Origin of the sequence: Streptococcus sp. 2154 (assembly GCF_013277255.1) — a bacterium.
Taxonomy (GTDB): Bacteria; Bacillota; Bacilli; order Lactobacillales; family Streptococcaceae; genus Streptococcus; species Streptococcus pseudopneumoniae.
This window is the reverse complement of sequence record NZ_VMMK01000075.1, coordinates 1-20242: the sequence shown is the minus strand read 5'-3', so window position 1 is coordinate 20242 and position 20242 is coordinate 1. Positions and strand designations below refer to the sequence as shown.

Below are 20242 nucleotides of genomic sequence, written 5' to 3'. Positions count from 1 at the left end.
CAATAGTTATCCCCCGCTACCAGGCAGGTTACCTACGCGTTACTCACCCGTTCGCAACTCATCCAGAGAAGCAAGCTCCTCCTTCAGCGTTCTACTTGCATGTATTAGGCACGCCGCCAGCGTTCGTCCTGAGCCAGGATCAAACTCTCATTAAAAGTTTGAGTTCTCACTCATTTCTGTCACTGACAGATTTATTGTTTTTTTCATTGTTCAGTACTACAACAGTTGTTGTAGTGCCCTGCACATTGGTTCGTCTTGTTCAGTTTTCAAAGGTCTTTGTCACTCGCTTCTCTCAAGCGACAACTATATTAGTATATCACAATCACTTTCGCTTGTCAACACTTTTTTTGAAACTTTTTTAATCTTTTTTTCATCAAGTGTTACAACCGCAACATACTATAGTCCGTACGGGATTCGAACCCGTGTTACCGCCGTGAAAAGGCGGTGTCTTAACCCCTTGACCAACGGACCAGAGTGGTTATTTTCAACTCTTACTATTATACAGTCTTTTCTAACTTTGTCAACACCTTTTTTAAAATTTTTTTACTTTTTTGCATGACTTCCTAATGGGTACGGATGTCAAACTCCTTAAACACAATACGTAAGTCCTTTAGGACTCTTTGACGCCCTCGGAAGCGTTCATCTCTTAAGACGCGTTCTAGTTCTTCTTGTTTCTCTTTACTTTGTTTGTTTCTATAATCTCTTAGGGTTTCATGAAAGAGATAATAGTCATCTAGCCAGAGACCTCCCTCACTTATACGATGACTAATCTCACCTACTTCTTCATATGGTTCTTTATCATATCTCCGTTTTTGACTTTCTTGCTTACGGATATAATCTAAAATTCGATTTCGAAACTTGGTTTTGAAATATTTCCTTAAACGTGGAATATCGTCTACCAGTCCTTCTTCTCTACTAATCAATTCATGTAAGCAGAGCATGCCTTCTTGGTTCCAATCCGATAGCTCCCACAAATGAAGGTAATATTCATTTCTACACTTGTATACAATTCCTTGGACTTCTTCATACAATTCTTTAATCATAATCTTCCCCTTTCTGTGTACAGTCTAACAGATTCAGAAACACTTTTGACACATTTCATCCATTCTGTTCTCTACACCGTCTCAACTGCACAAAAAAGAGAGGCTCAGCCTCTCTCAGGGTTATAATTCTGCGATTTGGTTTAGGTTTACTTCTGCAACTGTGTCATTACCAAACATAGAGATAATCATTTTTACTTTGTTATTATCAATTTCTGTAATCTTACCAGTGTAGTCTGCAAAAGCACCATCAATAATACGTACGGTTTGACCAACCTCAACATCGAAATCAAATTCTTGAACAGTTTGTCCCATAGATACCAAAATGTCACGAATTTCTTGTTCCAATAATGGAGTTGGTTTTGATCTATTCCCGTGAGATCCGACAAATCCTGTAACGTTTGGTGTGTTTCGCACAACAAACCAAGCTTCATCTGTCATCACCATTTCTACAAGAACATAACCTGGAAAGCGATTTTCTTCTACTTCTTTTCTCTTTCCATTTTTTTCAACTTGCACTGTTTGTGTTGGAATTTCAACGCGTAGAATATTAGCCAACATATTGTAGGTTTGTGCACGTTGTAATAGATTTTCTTTTACCTTATTTTCATAACCAGAATAAGTTTGTAAAACAAACCACCCTTTATCAAAACTATCCATGATATTTCCTTTCATAAATAGAAGATTTCTAGTGTAATTAACTCCACTAGCCTTCTAAAAAATGTTAATAAATCGAATCAAACCTGAAACAATCAACTGGTCAAAAATGTAAATAATTACTACAAAGAAAGCTGTGTATTCCATGATAGAACGAAAATCTCTCCAGCTTTCCTTGCGAGTTGGCCATGTTGTGTCTTTAAGAAGTCTAAAAATATCTCCAATAAAACGCATCGCTCTCTCCTATCTCGTTTCTCTGTGTGTAGTGTACTTGCCACAATGCTTACAAAATTTATTTACTTCTAGTCGTGTAGGCTTGGGGGTTCCACTAATCTTAATTGAATAGTTTCTCGAACCACAAACCGCACAAGCTAGGCTTGCTTTTTTTAGTGCCATAACGCCTCCATCCTATCTATTATAACAAGAAAGCTAGGCTTTGACAAGCATCTTAACGAAATAGATTGACTACCGAATCCCATATCGTTTGAGCCTTTTCCTTAATCTTCGCATCCGAGATAGCCCGACTAGCCTCATCTACTAGACTTTGCGCACGACTTCTAATATCAGAAAGGCTATTATCCGCCTGATTTTCTTCATTACTCTGTACTTGATTTCTTGTATTGGCTGGTGCAATTCCATTTTGCTTATAAGCATTTTCAACCGTAAAGGTACTTCCTGGTGTATAAGGTAAAATGGTATTGGCAATGTTTCTAAAGACATGGGCTGCACCATTTGAAGTAGATCCTGCTAGATAGTGATTTTCATCAGTGGTCGGAAAACCAAGCCAGTGACTAATCACTACATCTGGAGTATAACCAATTACCCATTGGTCACTTGTATACTCCGGATTGAAAACAGCTTCGGTTGTACCAGTTTTTCCTGCCATGACATAGTTTGCAGGCGATGAACTAATACCGGTTCCGTTGGTGAATGTCCCCAACATCATACTAGTCATCTTGTCAGCTACAGCTTTATCAAGCACCCGTTTTTGTGAATGTTTATGGCTCGCAATAACCTGTCCGCTAGCATTTTCAATTCTACTAATAAAATGAGCTTCAGGCATTAAACCTTCATTTGCAAAGGCAGCGTATGCTTGAGCCATTTGCAGAGGGTTGGTTTCAACACCGCTTCCTAAAGCGACACCAAGAACACGGTCTACCTTTTCCATGTTGAGTCCAAATTTTTCGCCTGCCTCAAAAGCCTTATCAATACCCAAATCATTAACAGTAGCAACAGCAGGTAGATTAAGCGATTCTGCCAAGGCTTGATACATAGGAACTTCTCGACTCGTTTTGATTCCTGCATAGTTATCAACCTTATAGCTGTTATACTGCATGGTATGGTTATCCAAGAGCTTGTTCAAAGCCCAACCTGCTTCAACTGCAGGCGTATAAACAACTAAAGGCTTAATTGTAGAACCAGGGCTACGTTTTGATTGAGTTGCATAGTTGAAATTCCGGAATCCAGTTTTATCATTGTCAGCAACTTGACCGACAACTCCACGAACTCCTCCTGTTTTCGGTTCAAGAGCTACACTTCCTGATTGTGCAAATGTTCCATCCTCTGCCCTCGGAAATAGCGAGGTGTTTTCATAGACAACCTGCATATTTGCTTGGTAGTTTTGGTCCAGCTCTGTGTAAATGCGGTAGCCATTATTGACAATCTCTTCCTCTGTTAGATTATACTTGGAAACAGCTTCATTAACCACCGCATCAAAGTAAGAAGAATAGCGGTAATCTGAGATTTTTCCTTCATACCTATCGTGCAATTGCGAAGTCATATCAACTTCAGTAGCTTCGGTTTCTTGGTTTTTATCAATATATCCTGCTGCAACCATATTTTGCAAGACAGTATCACGACGATTAGTTGAATCTTCTACGGAATTCAAAGGATTATACAATTCCGGCCCCTTCAGCATCCCTGCCAGAGTCGCAGCTTGATCCAAACTCACTTCTGACGCAGAAACTCCAAAGTATTTCTTACTCGCATCTTCTACACCCCACACACCATTTCCAAAATAAGCGTTGTTAAGGTACATGGTTAGAATTTGATCCTTACTATATTTTTTTGTTAATTCTAAGGCCAGGAAAAATTCTTTTGCTTTTCTCTCAACAGTTTGATCCTGAGACAGATAGGCATTTTTAGCCAGCTGTTGGGTAATAGTAGAACCACCACCCGAACGACCAGCAGTAACAATCGCCAAGAAGAAACGACCATAGTTAATCCCGTCGTTTTTATAGAAAGAACGGTCTTCTGTCGCAATAACAGCATTCTGCAAGTTTTTACTGATGTCAGTCAGTTCAACATAAGTTCCTTTTTGACCAGACAAGGCACCAGCCTCTTTTTCTTCACGGTCAAAAATGATAGTCCGAGTTTTCAAGGCGTTTTGCAAATCGTTAACATTGGTTGACTTAGCTACAGCAAACAAATAGGTTCCAACTAGCAAGCCTGCACTCAAACCTAGTATAAGGACAATCTTTGTTAGATGATAACGACGCCAGAATTTTCGAATTGGACCCACTTGGGCCAATTTTTTTCTATCACTGCGAGAACGACGTAAGCTAGTAGAATCAGAATCTTCTAGTTCACTTGTTTCTTTTTTAAAAAGAGAAAGAAATTTCTCGAATAATTTATCTAATTTCATGCGTTTATTTTATCATCTTCATCATAGGAAGACAAGAATTTAGCTATTTCCTATCCAAATAGGGCTTTTTTTGTTACAATATCTGTATGCAATTCACATTTACATTACCAGACTCTCTACCTCAAATGACGGTAAAGCAATTACTGGAGGAGCAACTCCTCATCCCTAGAAAAATCCGTCATTTTTTAAGAATCAAGAAACACATTTTGATTAATCAGCGAGAAGTTCATTGGAACGAGATGGTAAGTCCTGGAGATGTTTGCCAGTTGACTTTTGACGAGGAAGATTATCCCGAAAAAGAAATCCCTTGGGGCAACCCAGACTTAGTGCAGGAAGTTTATCAAGATCAACACTTGGTTATTGTGAACAAACCAGAGGGGATGAAAACGCATGGTAATCAGCAAAACGAAATCGCCCTTCTTAACCATGTCAGTGCCTATGTTGGCCAAACCTGCTATGTCGTTCATCGCCTAGACATGGAAACTAGTGGTTTGGTTCTCTTTGCAAAAAATCCTTTTATCCTGCCCATTCTCAATCGCTTATTGGAGAAAAAAGAGATTTCTAGAGAATATTGGGCGCTTGTTGACGGAAATATCAACAGCAAAGAACTTGTTTTCAGAGACAAAATCGGACGTGATCGCCATGACCGCAGAAAGCGAATAGTTGATGCAAAAAATGGGCAATATGCTGAAACGCATGTAAGCAGATTAAAGCAATTCCCAAACAAAACGACCCTTGTCCGTTGTAAACTAAAGACAGGGCGAACCCATCAGATTCGTGTGCACCTTTCGCATCATAATCTTCCTATCTTGGGTGACCCTCTTTATAATAGTAAATCAAAAACAAATCGCCTTATGCTCCACGCCTTTCGACTTTCCTTTACCCATCCGCTTACTCTAGAGAAATTAAGCTTCACTGTCCCATCAGATACTTTTGAAACAGAATTAAAAAAGAATGGATGATTGTGTCATCCATTTTTCCATATAAGAAAAGCAAGACCAAGAGGCCTTGCTTTTTATCGACTCATGAATTATTTAGCAATTTTTGCGAAGTATTCAAGAGTACGAACAAGTTGTGCAGTGTATGACATTTCGTTGTCGTACCATGATACAACTTTAACCAATTGTTTACCGTCAACGTCAAGAACTTTAGTTTGAGTTGCGTCAAACAATGAACCGTAAGACATACCTAGGATATCTGAAGATACGATTGGATCTTCAGTGTATCCGTATGATTCGTTTGAAGCTGCTTTCATAGCTGCGTTCACTTCGTCAACAGTAACGTTCTTTTCAAGAACTGCTACCAACTCAGTTACAGAACCTGCTGGAACAGGAACACGTTGAGCAGCTCCGTCCAATTTACCGTTCAATTCTGGGATTACAAGACCGATAGCTTTCGCAGCACCAGTTGAGTTAGGAACGATGTTTACAGCACCAGCGCGAGCACGGCGAAGGTCACCACCACGGTGTGGTCCGTCAAGAATCATTTGGTCACCAGTGTAAGCGTGGATAGTAGTCATCAATCCTTCTACAACACCAAAGTTATCTTGAAGAGCTTTAGCCATAGGAGCCAAGCAGTTTGTAGTACATGAAGCACCTGAGATAACTGTTTCAGTACCGTCAAGAACGTCGTGGTTAGTGTTGAATACAACTGTTTTAACGTCGTTTCCACCAGGAGCAGTGATAACAACTTTTTTAGCTCCACCAGCGTGCAAGTGTTTTTCAGCAGCTGCTTTCTTAGCAAAGAAACCAGTAGCTTCAAGAACGATTTCTACACCGTCGTTAGCCCAGTCGATTTGTTCTGGATCACGTTCAGCAGAAACTTTGATGAATTTACCGTTAACTTCAAATCCGCCTTCTTTAACTTCAACAGTACCGTCGAAACGACCTTGAGTTGTGTCGTATTTCAACAAGTGTGCAAGCATAACTGGATCTGTAAGGTCGTTGATACGAGTAACTTCAACACCTTCTACGTTTTGGATACGACGGAAAGCAAGACGACCGATACGTCCGAAACCGTTAATACCAACTTTAACTACCATTAGTGATTTCCTCCTTATGAAAATCATGAAATTTTTATTGTGAAAAGAGTAACTTGAATCACTACAAATCACCTTTCAACAAACCTATTATATAACTATTTGAGTTGAATTGCAAGTATGGGCATTATTTTTCTATGTTAGTTTCTTTTTAAGACTGTAAATCAAGGAATCCCTTACTATTCATAGCGTAACGATTCTACTGGATCCATTTTACTAATTTTACGTGCTGGGAAGTAAGCTGATACATAACCAAGTAGTAGAGCGAAAGCTAGAGTCCCTAAAACAGATAACAAATTTAATTCAAAAACCTTAGTGATGGATGGGTAAAAGTGACTTACAATCGCATTCGCCAAACTTCCCACCCCTTGTGCAACCGAAAATGCCAGCAGCAAGGCGATTCCTACAATCCAGATAGCCTCGTAAATAAAAATTCCTTTGACATCACGATTTTGATAACCAACTGCCTTCATGACACCTATTTCCTTAGAACGTTGCATGATATTGATGTAAATAATGATACCAATCATGACCGCTGCTACCACAATAGCTTGTGATGAAAGTACAATCAACAATCCCTGAATGACACGAATAAAAGTAATCACAATATCAAGAACCTTCTGTTGAGAAAGAACAGTATACTTCTTGTTTTTCTGCAATTCTTCTGTTATCGCTTTTGTTTGTGATGGATCTTTGAGTTCCAAGATAAAATAAGATACAGCTTTTGTAAATCCAGCCTCTTTCAAAATCGTTTCCATTTGATGAGACGGCATGAAACTGTTGCTGTCCTCCAAGTCATCTTCATCATTGATTACACGTACAATCTTTGTTTGAAATTGAGCAGTCTTGCTAGCTTCAGCATCATTTTCTACAATGCTGGCTGAGACTGATTTGCCAATAATATCACTAGCTGTCAGATTTTTTCCTGTCTGTTCATTCCAATTTTTTAGTAAACTGCTTGGAATCGTCAATCCCTGTTCATTTGAATCAGTATAGAGGGAACCGGCTAATACTTTGTCCGCCTCATTACTACTAACAGAGATACTTGTATCCTCATAGAGACTCACCACTTGAGCATAAGAAGGCATCGTTTGACTCAGATCTATTTCTTGACCATCTATAGTAATATTTGACATGATCATCCCAAAAGGACTCTCCAAATATTTAATAGTTTCTTTGCCAACTGTATCCGTGATATAGTTCTTATCATCTTGGTTCAAAAAGCCTCGTCCAACATTTTTTGTGTTTAAAGCAATCTGAACTTGAGAAGGGATTTGACCTCCATTCGTATTTTCATCAATCATCGAAATCAAAGCATTTCCCAAGCCGAAAGAAATTAAGACTCCTACAAAACCGATTGAGGTTGCTAGCGCAATCAATAGGTTACGCCACTTTCTTTCCAGAAAGTTATTTAAAGAAAGTTTGAATTTATTTTTCAATGATAATCCTTTATTTTTTGACTTCTTCAACGACTTCACCGTCCTTCATTTTGATAATCACATCTGCATATTCGGCAACCTCTGGATTATGGGTTACAATCAACACTGTTTTCCCTGTTTGGGCTAAATTTTTAAATACTTCCAATACCATTTCTTGGGATTGAGAATCCAGCGAACCCGTTGGCTCATCTGCTACAATCATATCTGGCTGATTTACCAGTGCACGCGCGATTGCTACACGTTGCTTTTGCCCACCAGAAAGTTGTTTAACATTTTTAGCTACAAAAGGCTCCATGCCCAAGTTACTTAATTGCTCCTTTGCAACCATTGTCATCTCCCTGTCAGATAAATCTTTGACATAGAGAGGTAGCTTGACATTGTCCAAAACAGACTGATGAGGAATGAGGTTAAAGTTTTGAAACACAAATCCAATCTTATCTTTACGAAATTGAGTTAGTTCAATCTCTGATAAGTCACGGAGGGATTCCCCTTTAAACTCTAAATCTCCTTCATATTGTCTATCTAAACCGCTGATGATATTGAGTAGACTGGTTTTGCCACAGCCTGATGGACCGTAAATCGCTGTAATTTTACCTTTTGCAATCTGCAGGTTAACATTTCTTAGAGCCTGCTCTTGATGTTTACCGTCCAAAGTGTAAAACTTTGAAATATTTTTAATGGATAAAATGGACATGATTATCTCCTTTAATTACTTTTGACAACATATGTCGATATAAACTACAATAAATAATACTGATATAAACTATATTTAACAATATCAAGCCCCATAAACCAAATAGTTTAATTTGATTGAATAATAAGCAAACCATAACTGGTACGAAGCGAATAATGTACAACGTTATCCTTGTATTTATAGGAATTGAAAAAGCATCTAATTCTTTCGCATTCTTGAAATGATACTTTCTAAATATAATTATCTCTAACATTTGTATCCCTTGGCATAAAAAATATGCTAGAGAAACTCCGAAAAGAAATAGGGAAATATCTATAAAACCGTACCCCAGATAATTTAAAAAGAAATATAGCGAGATCGACGGAACTAAAATACTAATAAAATTTAAAGACCAAATTCTTTTTTTTATAAACTTATTAAGATTAACCCCCACAGCCTTCAGATAAGGGAAGTCCTTATTTAAAGTAAGAAAATAAAAATTTATCCCTTTATTGCTAAAAAATACTGTCCCTGAAAATAAAGCTGTGTTCAATATCATCGCTTTATTCGAGATAACAATTCCTAAAAAATCTGGTAAAACCAACCACATGAACATAAACATAAAAGTTGAAAATACAGGTATAGTCATCGCTTTAAACACCGTCAAACCATCAACGACAGATAATAAATAGGTCATGCTAAACGATTTTTTAAACCTTGGCCTAACATACCTGATTTTCGATATAAAAAATATACTATTAAGTAAAAAAACAAGTAGGCACGCAAATATTCCTAAAGAAATATCATAGAAAAAAATAACTACTAAGATTGGAGAAACTAGAATTAAATTCTTTAAAAATACTATATTCCAAAATTCTCTCCCTGTGACATTGAAAAATATCCTCATTGTACTCTCTGTTTTAGTTTTTAAAACATAAATATTTTCATAAATTATTCCTAATAACAAAATTGCAGGAACAAGTATTTTTACTAATTCAAAGTATGATAGGATACCCAAAATTTGATTTTCACTTAATAGCTTATAAACTTCTTGTTTAGCAAAACAAAATATAAAAATCAAACTAACAGATGAAAGAAAATATTTGTAAGTCGATTGAAGCAACGATAATTCCTTGACATTATTCGAATCATTCCAGTATCCCTGTCGAGATAGGAATAATAGAGTAATAGAGTAATAAAACTTTTCCATATAACTTTCCTCTACAAAGAAATAATCTGATCAACTGTCGGTAAAATTTCTTGCCTCTCGTGACTTACAATAATGAAGTGTTTGCCTAGATTTATCTTTTGCTCCATCAATTGAAGCAGATTTTCAACCGAAATTTGATCTAAACCTGATAAAGGTTCATCCATAACATACAAGTCCGAATCCAATAAAAACGCTGCTATAAGCATTACTTTTTTCTTTTCTCCTAATGACAATGATTGAATTGTTTGTGTCATTAATTTCTCATTCAAATAAAATTGTTCTCGTAATTCTCTTAACCGTTCTTCGAACAAATTTGTTTCAATAAAAAATTGTTTCTGTAAAAATCCGAATAATAAATTAGGAGATAAACCAATGAAATAGTTGTCCGAAGAATCTGGAACATAGCTAACTTTTTCTTCAGAAATCAATGAGCCAGAATATGGTTGAACAATTCCTAGTAATACTTTCAATAATGTTGACTTTCCTGAGCCATTTTTTCCAGTAATCAGTGTAAGACCTGAATTTGAAGTATCAAAAGAAATATTGTTAAACAGTATCCGACTATTTATCCTATACGAAATGTTCTCTACTTTCATTTTTTCTCCTTTTATATTATAATTAAAATAGTTGATAGTTATGTCTATAATCTTTTTGAGAATGCCCATTTTCAAACTGAGACATAACTATCAATTATTTTTTTATATTAATTTCTAATTTTACTAATATTTTATGTAAAAATCAACTCTGTTCTATTAATTTCTAAACTAGAACCACTGTTTAACCCAGCCCCAAATTGCTGTTAAAATCCAGTCAATAATAATCCATCTGATAATTCTCCATACGAAACTCCACATAATAATTCCTCCTATTTACTAAACCATTGTTTAACCCAGCCCCAGATAGCTTCCCATAGCAAACTAATCAGAATCCATTTTACAATTTTCCATACCCAACGCCACATATTTTATTTCTCCTTTTTAAATTTCTATTTTAATTTTCTAAAAAAATCAAAATCTCTAAATGTCCTGTTATTCTCCAACGTCATATCAAGTCCCTCATTTACTTCTCGTACAATAATAAGTGCATTTTTTTCTATTCCAATTATGGGATAGATTTTTAATCTTTTAGACTTTATTGTGATCAAATCCAATAAATAGCCGTTAACTCTTATTTCTACTTGAATAAGATTTGATAGTGTTTGTCGAATGAGCAGTACATCTCCTACTTCTGACATACCAGTCAATAAAACATTGTTTATTCTTTCAAATTCTAGCATGTCATTCCTCTAAACTCAAGTCCACCACCCACCCGTGATAAATAGAAAAATCATTATTTTAATCATAGTAAATTCCTTTCTCTTTATTATGAATCCATTGTAACAAAAAAGCGACATTTCCCCAATGACAGAAATGTCACTCCTATAAATCATTTAATAATACCTTTCTAAGTCTTCGCTCCATTCCTTATCTAAACTAACGAGTAACTTCTCATTACCAAACATCCTCGCCATCATTTTTGCTTCTTCATACTTTTGTTTGGCTGTATCATAATCGGTATGAATATAATATTTCCACTCCACCATCAAGACAATCGGTTGCTTTTGGAAATCTCGTGTTTTTTGTCCTATTTTATTTAAGGTCTCGACTGCCCTCTTAAAATAATGAAACAGCCCCATAATTTCTATACAAGCTAAAGAAGCTAACAAGGAATCTCTAAGTAAGTCCAAACAATCGAACTCTATCTTATCAACCTGAGAACTTAGTTTGTCATGAAAACAAAGAATGGTTTCATGCTCAGATTCTTTTATCTCACCCACATTTAAACCGTCCATTAACTGACAGTTGAAATACAGTCTCAGTTTCAACAAATCCTCGGCTTTATATACATCTCTGGATAGTAAATCTTGAAGACCGTCTTCAATCACACCACTTCCGTATAAGGAATTACTAGTCGCTCTCACTGCATCTATAGCTTGAAGACAATCCACTAGCACTTTCTCATCACGGGGCAGGTCATCATAAAAACACTCAAAAATCTCATCAAAATATTCTTCCTTTTGTTCCTGCAACTCCTCGTCTCCATAGTCAGGATGATGTAAAAGAAAGTACTTTAATTCTTGGTAACGCTTGGGTAATTCCTTATAATCTGGCATCAAGACGTAGGACGGAATTTCTAATCGTTCTGCAATATATTCTAGTGTTTTTATCGTCGGGCGAAATTCTCCTTTTTCAATCCGCACCAACTGACGCACTGATAATTCAGACTCATCCCCGCAAAAAACTGGACGACTAAGTCCTTTCTCCTCTCTTAAAAGTCGCACTTTATCCCCTAACTCATTTATCTTGTTCATTTGCCCCTCGCATGATTATTAAAGATTTGATTTTCAAATAAATATATGCGATGATTATACCATTTTTCAAATAGAATTACAAAAAAAGAGACAGGATTTCTCCTGCCTCTAGGCTGATAACAATTATTTACGGCGTCCTGGTCTTTCTTTGTAACCATAGTAAGAATCTTCGATGATTTCTTGCATGTGGTCAACCATTGGAAGACGTGGGTTAGCTGGTGAACATTGATCTTCGTAAGCAAGGAAGGCCAATTCACGTGAATGTTCTTTCCATTCTTTTTCATCAATTCCTTGTGCTTTGAAGTTCATTTGGATACCTACGCGCTCACCAAGTTCGTAGACAGCTTTTGCGTAAGATTCCACACCTTCTTCTGGAGTAGAAGCTGGAAGTCCAAGCATGCGTGCGATATCTTGGTATTTTTCATCTGCACGGTAGTAGTTGTACTTAGGCCATGTTGCTGTCTTAGATGGACGTGTACCGTTGTAGCGGATGACGTATGGAAGCAAGATTGCATTTGTACGACCGTGGATTGTGTGGAATTGCGCACCAATCTTATGAGCCATTGAGTGAGAAATACCTAGGAAGGCATTAGCAAAGGCCATACCAGCGATTGTTGAAGCGTTATGCATTTTCTCACGTGAATGGAAGTCTGCGTTCTTAACTGAGCTTTCAAGGTTTTCAAATACAAGCTTGATTGCTTGAAGTGCAAGTCCGTCAGTGTAGTCGCTAGCCATTTGTGATACGTAAGCTTCAGTCGCGTGGGTCAATACGTCCATACCAGTGTCCGCAGCAACAAATCCAGGAACTGTCAATACCAAAGCAGGGTCTACAATTGCCACAGTTGGTGTCAATGAGTAGTCAGCGATTGGGTATTTACGGTTATTTGCTTTATCAGAGATAACGGCAAATGGAGTTACTTCAGATCCTGTACCAGATGTAGTTGGGATCGCGATGAATTTAGTCTTCTTACCAAGCAATGGGAATTTGAAGGCACGTTTACGGATATCCATGAATTTTTGGACAAGGTCACGGAAGTCCACTTCTGGTTGTTCGTAGAAGAGCCACATTACTTTAGCAGCATCCATTGGAGATCCACCACCGAGAGCGATGATTGTATCTGGTTTGAAGGCACGCATAATCTCAGTACCACGATTTACAGTTGTGATATCTGGATCTGGTTCTACATCAGCAAAGATTTGGTAAACAACCTTATTGCGACGAAGGTCAAGTTGTTCGATGATACGATCAAGGAAACCAAGCTCTACCATGGCATGGTCAGTAACGATCATGACACGTTCAACGTCACGACATTTTTGAAGGTATTGAATTGAATCGCGTTCAAAGTATGTTTTTGAAGGAAGTTTCATCCATTGCATGTTATTTCTCCGTCTTCCGACTTTTTTGATATTCAAGAGGTTAATGGCACTAACGTTATCCCCAACTGAGTTGCGTCCGTAAGAACCACATCCAAGTGTCAATGATGGCAAGAAGGCATTGTAAACGTCCCCGATACCACCGAAAGTAGAAGGTGAGTTACAGATAACACGAATAGCTTTAACAGCTTTACCAAATTCTTTAGTCAATTCTTCGTCAGCTGTGTGGATGGCTGCTGAGTGCCCAAGACCGTTAAATTCAACCATTTGACGAGCTTTGGCAATACCATCTTCGCGACTTTCAGATTTCAAAACTGCGATAACTGGTGACAATTTTTCACGAGTCAATGGCTCATTTTCACCAACTTCTTTACATTCTGCAGCAAGAATGTTTGTTCCTTCTGGAACTGTAAATCCTGCTTGTTCTGCAATCCAAGTTGCTGGTTTACCAACGATGTCAGCGTTCAATTTTGCACCCGCACAGTTTTTGCTGTTTGCTTTCACGCCGAAGCAGAACTCTTCAAGAAGTGCTTTTTCTTTTTTGTTTACAAAGTAAGTGTGGTAAGATTTGAACTCTGCTACAAATTCATCGTAAATTTCTTTATCAATGATAACTGCTTGTTCAGATGCACAGACCATACCGTTATCAAATGATTTAGACATAACGATATCGTGTGCTGCTTGACGGATATTTGCTGATTTTTCAACATAAGCTGGCACGTTTCCGGCACCTACCCCAAGAGCTGGTTTCCCACATGAATAAGCCGCCTTAACCATGGCATTACCACCTGTTGCAAGGATTGTCGCAACACCTTCGTGGTTCATAAGGGCACTTGTTGCTTCCATAGATGGTTGAGTAATCCATTGCACACAGTTTTCAGGAGCACCAGCTGCGATAGCTGCATCGCGGACGATACGAGCTGCATGAGCTGATGATTCTTGAGCTGATGGATGGAAGGCAAAGACGATTGGATTACGTGTCTTCAATGAAATCAATGATTTGAAGATCGCTGTTGATGTTGGGTTTGTTGTTGGAGTGATACCACAGACAACACCGACCGGTTCAGCAATCAGAGTCAAACCTGTTACATCATCTTCTTCGATAACGCCAACTGTCTTAGTGTGGCGCATGTTGTTTACTACGTGTTCACAAGCAAACAAGTTCTTAGTTGCTTTATCTTCAAATACACCACGTCCTGTTTCTTCAAAGGCATGTAAAGCCAATTCCCCGTGGGCATCCAAAGCTGCCACTGACGCTTTAGCTACGATGTAGTCAACCTGCTCTTGATCCAACTTACGCATTTCTTCAAGAGCAACTAGAGCTTTTTGCACCAACTCATCTACATGTTTTTCAGCAGCGAGTTTCTTTTCCTCTGGTGTCACAGTTTTTTTATCAGCCATATTTTCCTCCATAGCTTTCAAGGATTTAATCCTTTGTTAATTTTTTCACAAGTTTATTATAACGCATTATTTCAACTTTGTAAACAGTTTCATAAACATTTCACAAAGAATTTTTAGTTCCTTGTGAAATGTTTGTCATTTTCTTTTCTTAGCAAGCTTTTTCTTTAAAGTTTGTGAAATTTATTTCAAATGTTTTTTTATTTCACAAACTTGCTTGGAAGAGGAACTTGGAAAGATAGGGATTTACAGGTAAGCGCTTACTTAAACATTCTAACAATACCTCCTTTGATAAGGAGGCTTTATTTTTGTTGAAAAACGCCTTGTTTAAAAGTCCCTTCATAAACGACTTCTTGTTCTGTTGTTAGTTTTCCTTTTCCTTCAGCCTGACCATTTACAAAATCACCTTCGTAGGTCCAGCCTTCTTTAGATTGAAAGGTACCTTTTCCGTTGAAGGCTCCATTGTTGAAACCACCTGTATATTGGTCTCCATTTTGGAAGGTAATGGTACCTTGCCCATTCATTTTACCACGTACAAGACTGCCATCGTAAACAATCGTTCCATTATCAAGCTTTAGAACACCTTTTCCGGGAATATTTAGAAAAAAGACGAGTAGAGCACAAAAAACAATGGCAACTACTGCCAAAAGCTCTAAACGTGGACGAGTCAGATAGACACGATACTTTTCGTAAAAATTCTTAAGATTTTTCATCTTCACTCTCCTTCTCTAAACGTTCTAACCATGCTTGACAACCCTCTTGAACACGTCGATAGGTTTCCTCAAAATCTCCTGTATACCAAGGATCTGGTACACTTTCAGATGCAAATGAGTAAATCTTATCTTGACAGTCTACTGGACACATCTGACGTAAGTCAGAAACATTCGAAGCATCCATGCCGATAATATAATCAAAGGCTTCAAAATCTTCCTTGTTAATCTGAAGCGATGTCTTGTTCTTGTCATAAGGAATCTCATACTCTTGAAAAATCCCTTGCGTCCCCTTATGAATCGGATTGCCATGTTCCCAAGAGGAAGTCGCTCGACTTTGGATTTCATAATTATCTGTCATTGATTTCATCACAAACTCGGCCATAGGACTGCGGCAAATATTTCCCAGACAGACAAAGACTAATTTTTTCATCCTATTTCCTTTCTTTTATAGAAAAACGGGAGTTCGTGATCCCGTCTTATTTTTCAATTGCGCCTTCTAGTGAAGCTGTTTCTTTCAGCGGTAATACTGTCTTGATAGCAGCTAGTTCAAAAGTCAAGTAAACTCCATCTACGTCAAGAACAATTGTTCCCTTCTCCGTATCTACTTCATCGACTGTTCCATAAAGTCCACCGATTGTAATCACTTCATAGCCTTTTTGTAGTTTATTCAAGCTTTCCATACGTTTTTGTGCTTGTTTCTTTTGAGAGCGTTGCGTAAAGAACATCAAGCCCACCATAAGGGCTAGCATGATTAAAAATGTATAATTTGGATTCATTGTCTTCTCCTTTGTCTTTTACATAGGACTACTATATCAAATTTCAGCTACTTTTACAAGATTGTACCTTGCTTTTCTAGTAAGAAAAAACCAGAGCTTGCGCCCTGATTTTTAGAATTATTTCAAGTTTTGAACGACTTTTACAAGATTTTCTACAGTAAAGCCATATTCTGCCAATACTTTTGGTGCTGGGGCAGAGGCTCCGAAGGTATCAATACCGAGAACGGCACCATCGAGACCAACATATTTGTACCAGTTTTGACTTGCACCCATTTCGACTGCAACACGACGGCGGACTGCATTTGGAAGAATTTCTTCCTTGTAAGCTGCATCTTGTTTATCAAAGACATCTGTAGATGGCATGCTGACTACGCGGATTTTTGCGCCTTGACTAGCCAATTCTTTGGCAGCTGAGACAGCAAGATTAACCTCTGAGCCTGTCGCAATCAAGATTGTATCAAAGTCTGCTGCATTTTCATAGACAACATAAGCACCTTTAGCAACCTTGTCGAAGTCTGTTCCCTCTTCGACAGTCAAGTTTTGACGTGTCAAGACAAGGGCAGTTGGTGTTTTCTCACTTGTTACTGCAAGGTACCAAGCTGCTTGCGTTTCACGCGCATCTGCTGGACGGAAAACATTTAGATTTGGCATAGCACGAAGACCTGCCAAGTGCTCAACTGGTTCGTGAGTCGGACCGTCTTCCCCAACTGCGATTGAATCGTGAGTAAAGACATAAGTCACAGGAAGTCCTTGCAAGGCTGACAAGCGAACAGCTGCCTTCACATAGTCAGAGAAGACGAAGAAAGTTCCACCGTAAACACGAAGCCCACCGTGAAGGGCCATCCCGTTCAAGATCGTTCCCATGGCAAATTCACGAACACCAAACTGAATGTTACGGTTCAAGCGATTGGCATCGTCTTGAAGTCCGTCAGTCTTGATATAAGTCATGTTTGAGTGAGCTAGGTCAGCTGATCCACCCAAGAAAGTTGGTAACTTAGCTGCCACAACATTCAAGGCATCTTGGCTTGAATTACGAGTTGCTTGAGAGAAACCATTTTCTAAGGCTGGGAAGTCTGCTGGAGTCACTTCAACTGGATCACGTCCGTCGATGATGGCTTCTACTTCTGCAGCCAATTCTGGATGCGCTTCTTTATAGTCAGCAACTAATTTTGTCCAAGCTTCATAAGCTGATGCGCCACGGTCTGCAACATGTTCTTTGAAATCAGCATATACTTGTTCTGGAATTTCAAATGGTTCGTAGTCCCAACCGAGGGCTTGACGAGTTGATGCAGTTTCATCTGCTCCAAGAGGGGCGCCGTGTACAGCATTAGTTCCTTGTTTGTTTGGAGAACCGTATCCAATAACCGTCTTCACTTCAATCAAAGATGGCTTGCCTGAAGCTTTTGCTGTTTCGATAGCAGCATGGATGGCTTCCAAGTCTGTTCCATTTTCAACCAAGGCAGTATGCCAACCGTAGGCATTGTAACGGTCACGAACACTTTCTGTAAAGGAATCCTTTGTCTCACCATCCAAGTTGATATCATTTGAATCATAAAGAACAACCAACTTATCAAGTTTTTGCAAACCTGCGTATGAAGCCGCCTCGCTTGAGACACCTTCCATCAAGTCTCCGTCTCCACAGATAACGTAAGTATAGTGGTCAAAGATATTGTAGCCTTCTCGGTTATATTTGGCTGCCAAGAAACGTTCTGCTTGGGCAAAACCAGTAGCAGTTGAAATCCCTTGCCCTAGAGGACCTGTTGTAGCATCAATCCCTGCTGTATGGCCAAATTCTGGGTGACCTGGTGTTTTTGAACCCCATTGACGGAAGCTCTTGATCTCATCCATACTAACATCTTCAAAGCCAGAAAGGTGAAGAAGGGCATAAAGAAGCATTGAACCATGACCAGCTGAAAGAATGAAACGGTCGCGGTTAATCCAGTTTGGTTGAGCTGGATTGATACGAAGTTGTTTTGTAAAGAGGCTGTAAGCCATCGGAGCTGCTCCCATAACCACACCTGGGTGACCTGAGTTGGCTTTGTTGATGGCGTCAATACCTAGAAAACGAATTGCATTAACAGATAGATTTGACATAGAATTTCCTTTCTATTTGAGGTGATTATTGAATCACACATTCTATTTTACTATTATATGAAAATTATCCGTATCATGCAACATACGGATAACCTCCAAAGAATATTTTTATATTATAGCAAAGCTTTAAATTGAATGTTAGAGTCTTGTTCAAAACAATCATCAAAACCACGTGGATGATGGTATTCTACTAAGTGTTGATCTTGAGGATAAGTATACTTACCGCCAACTTCCCAGATAAATGGATGGAAATCGTATTGCAAGCGATCTTTTCGCATTTTCCAAAGTTCTAGAATCTCATTAGTAGAAGCCATGAAGTTAGACCAGATATCATAGTGAACTGGGATAATGACTTTGGTACGCAGATTTTCTGCCATACGAAGAAGGTCGATAGATGTCATTTTGTCTTGGATACCTATCGGATTTTCACCATAGTTATTCAAAGCAACATCAATTTTAAAGTCTTTACCATGTTTTGCAAAATAGTTTGAGAAGTGAGAATCTGCACCATGATAGATGGTTCCACCTGGTGTTTCAAAGATATAGTTAACAGCCTTTTGAGCCATTTCTTCATCTGTAACAGCCAAGCCAGCAAGTTCACCGCCTGTCTCATCAGCACCGTTCACTGGGAGAGTTACCAAGCAAGTACGGTCAAATGATTCTACTGCATGAATCTTCATATCTTTTAATTCGATAGTGTCACCTGGTTTAACAACGATGATACGTTCTTTTGGAACACCCCATCCTTCCCAGATTCGTCCACAGTGGTAAGGACCGATAAACTTAACATGCTCTAACTTAGGATTGTTGAGAATTGCTGCAGCTGTGTATGGGGCGATATGATCACTGTGGAAGTGTGAAACTAAGTAATAGTCTAGTTCGTTGATAGCAAATGGATCGATAACCATTGGCTGAACACGCAAGTTTGGTTGCAACTTACGAACACCTGCCATATTTGCCATTTGGTGCCCACGAACCATATCTTTCACTTTTTTGGTTGATTTTCCACGATTTGACCAAAGGTCCATGACAACGTTAGCACCAGCTGGTGTCTTAATCCAAGTACCACAGTTGCCTAGCCACCACATGGCAAAGTTGCCTTCAGGTACGACTTCTTCTTCGATTTCTTCGTTCAACCATGTTCCCCACTCTGGGAAAGTGGCTAAAATCCATGACTCTCTTGTAATTTCTTTGACGTTTGGCATATGTCGCCTCCTTTGGATATAATTGTTATCTTTGAGATTAGTATACCACCCTTCAAAACACTAAAAAAGACCAAGAAAAACACAGGTTTGTGTTCATCATTGGACTGTCCTTCAAATATCTTCCAAAAAAGCTTGAACTACTATTTCTTGATTTATAAGTGTTTGAACCTCTTCTTGGAACTTACTAGCCAACTTGCTGTCTGCAATATAAGACGAAATAAGACTAGAAAGATTTTCACTGAAACTTTTGCCCTCATTACCAAATATATTGTGTTTAAGATAGTCTAGCATTCTCAAAATATCTTCTGCTTCAAGGATAGGATTAACCCTTAAAATCGGAAATCTGCTATCCAAATCATCATTAGTAGTAATCACTACATCAACTTGTGCAATATCTTCCACACTCTTAAATTGTTCTGTTGTAAATACAGTGTCAATTTGCTCATTTGGAAAATAAAGTTTGCATTGTTTCAGCAAAAGTCTCGAAACCGCAACACCTTCATCACAAACAAGATAAACTTTTTTCATATTTTTTTGAGACGATGGTGTATACTTTAAAAATCCTCCAATATGAATCGTCAAATAGGCAATATCATCGTCTGTTAGCCGAATAATACTATCCTAAAATCAA

Annotated in this window: 19 protein-coding genes, 1 tRNA gene, 1 rRNA gene and 1 pseudogene; 1 reads left to right on the top strand and 21 read right to left on the bottom strand. The window is 38.3% G+C overall.

The genetic code is table 11. The annotated features are described in order from the left end of the window. The 7 genes from HT693_RS11005 to pbp2a form a co-directional block, all read right to left on the bottom strand. Window positions 1-155, bottom strand: a 16S ribosomal RNA gene (locus HT693_RS11005); the annotation flags it as partial. Between the two features lie 244 nt (window positions 156-399). Beyond that, window positions 400-471 (bottom strand) — tRNA-Glu (locus HT693_RS11000). Between the two features lie 92 nt (window positions 472-563). Next, entirely contained in the window at window positions 564-1043 is a 480-nt protein-coding gene (locus tag HT693_RS10995) for a sigma-70 family RNA polymerase sigma factor (protein ID WP_138704843.1), read from the bottom strand. A gap of 120 nt (window positions 1044-1163) precedes the next feature. Continuing rightward, window positions 1164-1700, bottom strand: coding sequence for a transcription termination/antitermination protein NusG (gene nusG, locus HT693_RS10990; protein ID WP_050208219.1), 537 nt, complete (start codon window positions 1698-1700; stop codon window positions 1164-1166). Window positions 1701-1754: 54 nt separating this feature from the next. After that, window positions 1755-1931 carry a preprotein translocase subunit SecE gene (gene secE / locus HT693_RS10985; protein WP_001210991.1) on the bottom strand — a complete coding sequence of 59 codons (177 nt, stop codon included), beginning with the start codon at window positions 1929-1931 and terminating at the stop codon, window positions 1755-1757. Between the two features lie 9 nt (window positions 1932-1940). Then, window positions 1941-2093: a 50S ribosomal protein L33 gene (gene rpmG / locus HT693_RS10980; protein ID WP_014017356.1), complete on the bottom strand. Its 153-nt coding sequence runs from the start codon at window positions 2091-2093 to the stop codon at window positions 1941-1943. 52 nt (window positions 2094-2145) lie between these two features. Further along, window positions 2146-4341 carry a penicillin-binding protein PBP2A gene (gene pbp2a, locus HT693_RS10975; protein WP_172925186.1) on the bottom strand — a complete coding sequence of 732 codons (2196 nt, stop codon included), beginning with the start codon at window positions 4339-4341 and terminating at the stop codon, window positions 2146-2148. A gap of 86 nt (window positions 4342-4427) precedes the next feature. Between pbp2a and HT693_RS10970 the strand changes: the two genes are divergently transcribed. After that, the gene (locus tag HT693_RS10970) at window positions 4428-5303 is read left to right on the top strand and encodes an RluA family pseudouridine synthase (RefSeq protein ID WP_345890524.1); all 876 of its coding nucleotides are present in this window, start codon (window positions 4428-4430) and stop codon (window positions 5301-5303) included. Window positions 5304-5371: 68 nt separating this feature from the next. Here the strand turns inward: HT693_RS10970 and gap are convergent, their stop codons facing one another. The 14 genes and pseudogenes from gap to HT693_RS10900 form a co-directional block, all read right to left on the bottom strand. Further along, the gene (gap, locus tag HT693_RS10965) at window positions 5372-6382 is read right to left on the bottom strand and encodes a type I glyceraldehyde-3-phosphate dehydrogenase (RefSeq protein ID WP_000260662.1); all 1011 of its coding nucleotides are present in this window, start codon (window positions 6380-6382) and stop codon (window positions 5372-5374) included. A gap of 176 nt (window positions 6383-6558) precedes the next feature. Further along, the gene (locus HT693_RS10960) at window positions 6559-7848 is read right to left on the bottom strand and encodes an ABC transporter permease (protein WP_240152733.1); all 1290 of its coding nucleotides are present in this window, start codon (window positions 7846-7848) and stop codon (window positions 6559-6561) included. Then, window positions 7829-8512: an ABC transporter ATP-binding protein gene (locus tag HT693_RS10955; protein WP_138704846.1), complete on the bottom strand. Its 684-nt coding sequence runs from the start codon at window positions 8510-8512 to the stop codon at window positions 7829-7831. Before HT693_RS10955 ends, HT693_RS10960 begins: the two co-directional genes overlap by 20 nt. Continuing rightward, on the bottom strand, window positions 8493-9701 hold the full coding sequence (locus tag HT693_RS10950) for a hypothetical protein (protein ID WP_138704847.1): 1209 nt from the start codon (window positions 9699-9701) through the stop codon (window positions 8493-8495). The genes HT693_RS10955 and HT693_RS10950 overlap by 20 nt, the downstream gene beginning before the upstream one ends. An 11-nt stretch (window positions 9702-9712) precedes the next feature. Beyond that, window positions 9713-10297 (bottom strand): ATP-binding cassette domain-containing protein, encoded by a 585-nt coding sequence (locus HT693_RS10945; protein ID WP_000861995.1) that lies wholly within the window; start codon window positions 10295-10297, stop codon window positions 9713-9715. A 389-nt stretch (window positions 10298-10686) separates the two neighbouring features. Then, complete coding sequence (locus HT693_RS10940; RefSeq protein ID WP_138704848.1) at window positions 10687-10977, bottom strand: hypothetical protein; 291 nt, start codon at window positions 10975-10977, stop codon at window positions 10687-10689. Between the two features lie 153 nt (window positions 10978-11130). Then, window positions 11131-12051, bottom strand: a complete 921-nt coding sequence (locus HT693_RS10935) for an XRE family transcriptional regulator (protein ID WP_023945661.1) — start codon at window positions 12049-12051, stop codon at window positions 11131-11133. 123 nt (window positions 12052-12174) lie between these two features. Beyond that, window positions 12175-14826 carry a bifunctional acetaldehyde-CoA/alcohol dehydrogenase gene (gene adhE / locus HT693_RS10930; RefSeq protein WP_138704849.1) on the bottom strand — a complete coding sequence of 884 codons (2652 nt, stop codon included), beginning with the start codon at window positions 14824-14826 and terminating at the stop codon, window positions 12175-12177. A 299-nt stretch (window positions 14827-15125) separates the two neighbouring features. Continuing rightward, a complete protein-coding gene (locus HT693_RS10925) occupies window positions 15126-15536 on the bottom strand; it encodes an MORN repeat-containing protein (RefSeq protein WP_172925185.1) in 411 nt (136 codons plus the stop codon). Further along, on the bottom strand, window positions 15523-15966 hold the full coding sequence (locus HT693_RS10920) for a low molecular weight protein-tyrosine-phosphatase (RefSeq protein ID WP_172925184.1): 444 nt from the start codon (window positions 15964-15966) through the stop codon (window positions 15523-15525). The genes HT693_RS10925 and HT693_RS10920 overlap by 14 nt, the downstream gene beginning before the upstream one ends. Before the next feature lie 46 nt (window positions 15967-16012). Beyond that, the gene (gene yajC / locus HT693_RS10915) at window positions 16013-16312 is read right to left on the bottom strand and encodes a preprotein translocase subunit YajC (protein WP_001069287.1); all 300 of its coding nucleotides are present in this window, start codon (window positions 16310-16312) and stop codon (window positions 16013-16015) included. Window positions 16313-16429: 117 nt separating this feature from the next. Continuing rightward, complete coding sequence (gene tkt / locus HT693_RS10910; protein ID WP_138704851.1) at window positions 16430-18406, bottom strand: transketolase; 1977 nt, start codon at window positions 18404-18406, stop codon at window positions 16430-16432. Window positions 18407-18519: 113 nt separating this feature from the next. After that, window positions 18520-19611, bottom strand: a complete 1092-nt coding sequence (gene ulaG, locus HT693_RS10905; RefSeq protein WP_172925183.1) for an L-ascorbate 6-phosphate lactonase — start codon at window positions 19609-19611, stop codon at window positions 18520-18522. Window positions 19612-19722: 111 nt separating this feature from the next. Beyond that, window positions 19723-20223: pseudogene (locus HT693_RS10900) on the bottom strand (ascorbate 6-phosphate lactonase); the annotation flags it as partial. Between the last annotated feature and the right edge of the window lie 19 nt (window positions 20224-20242).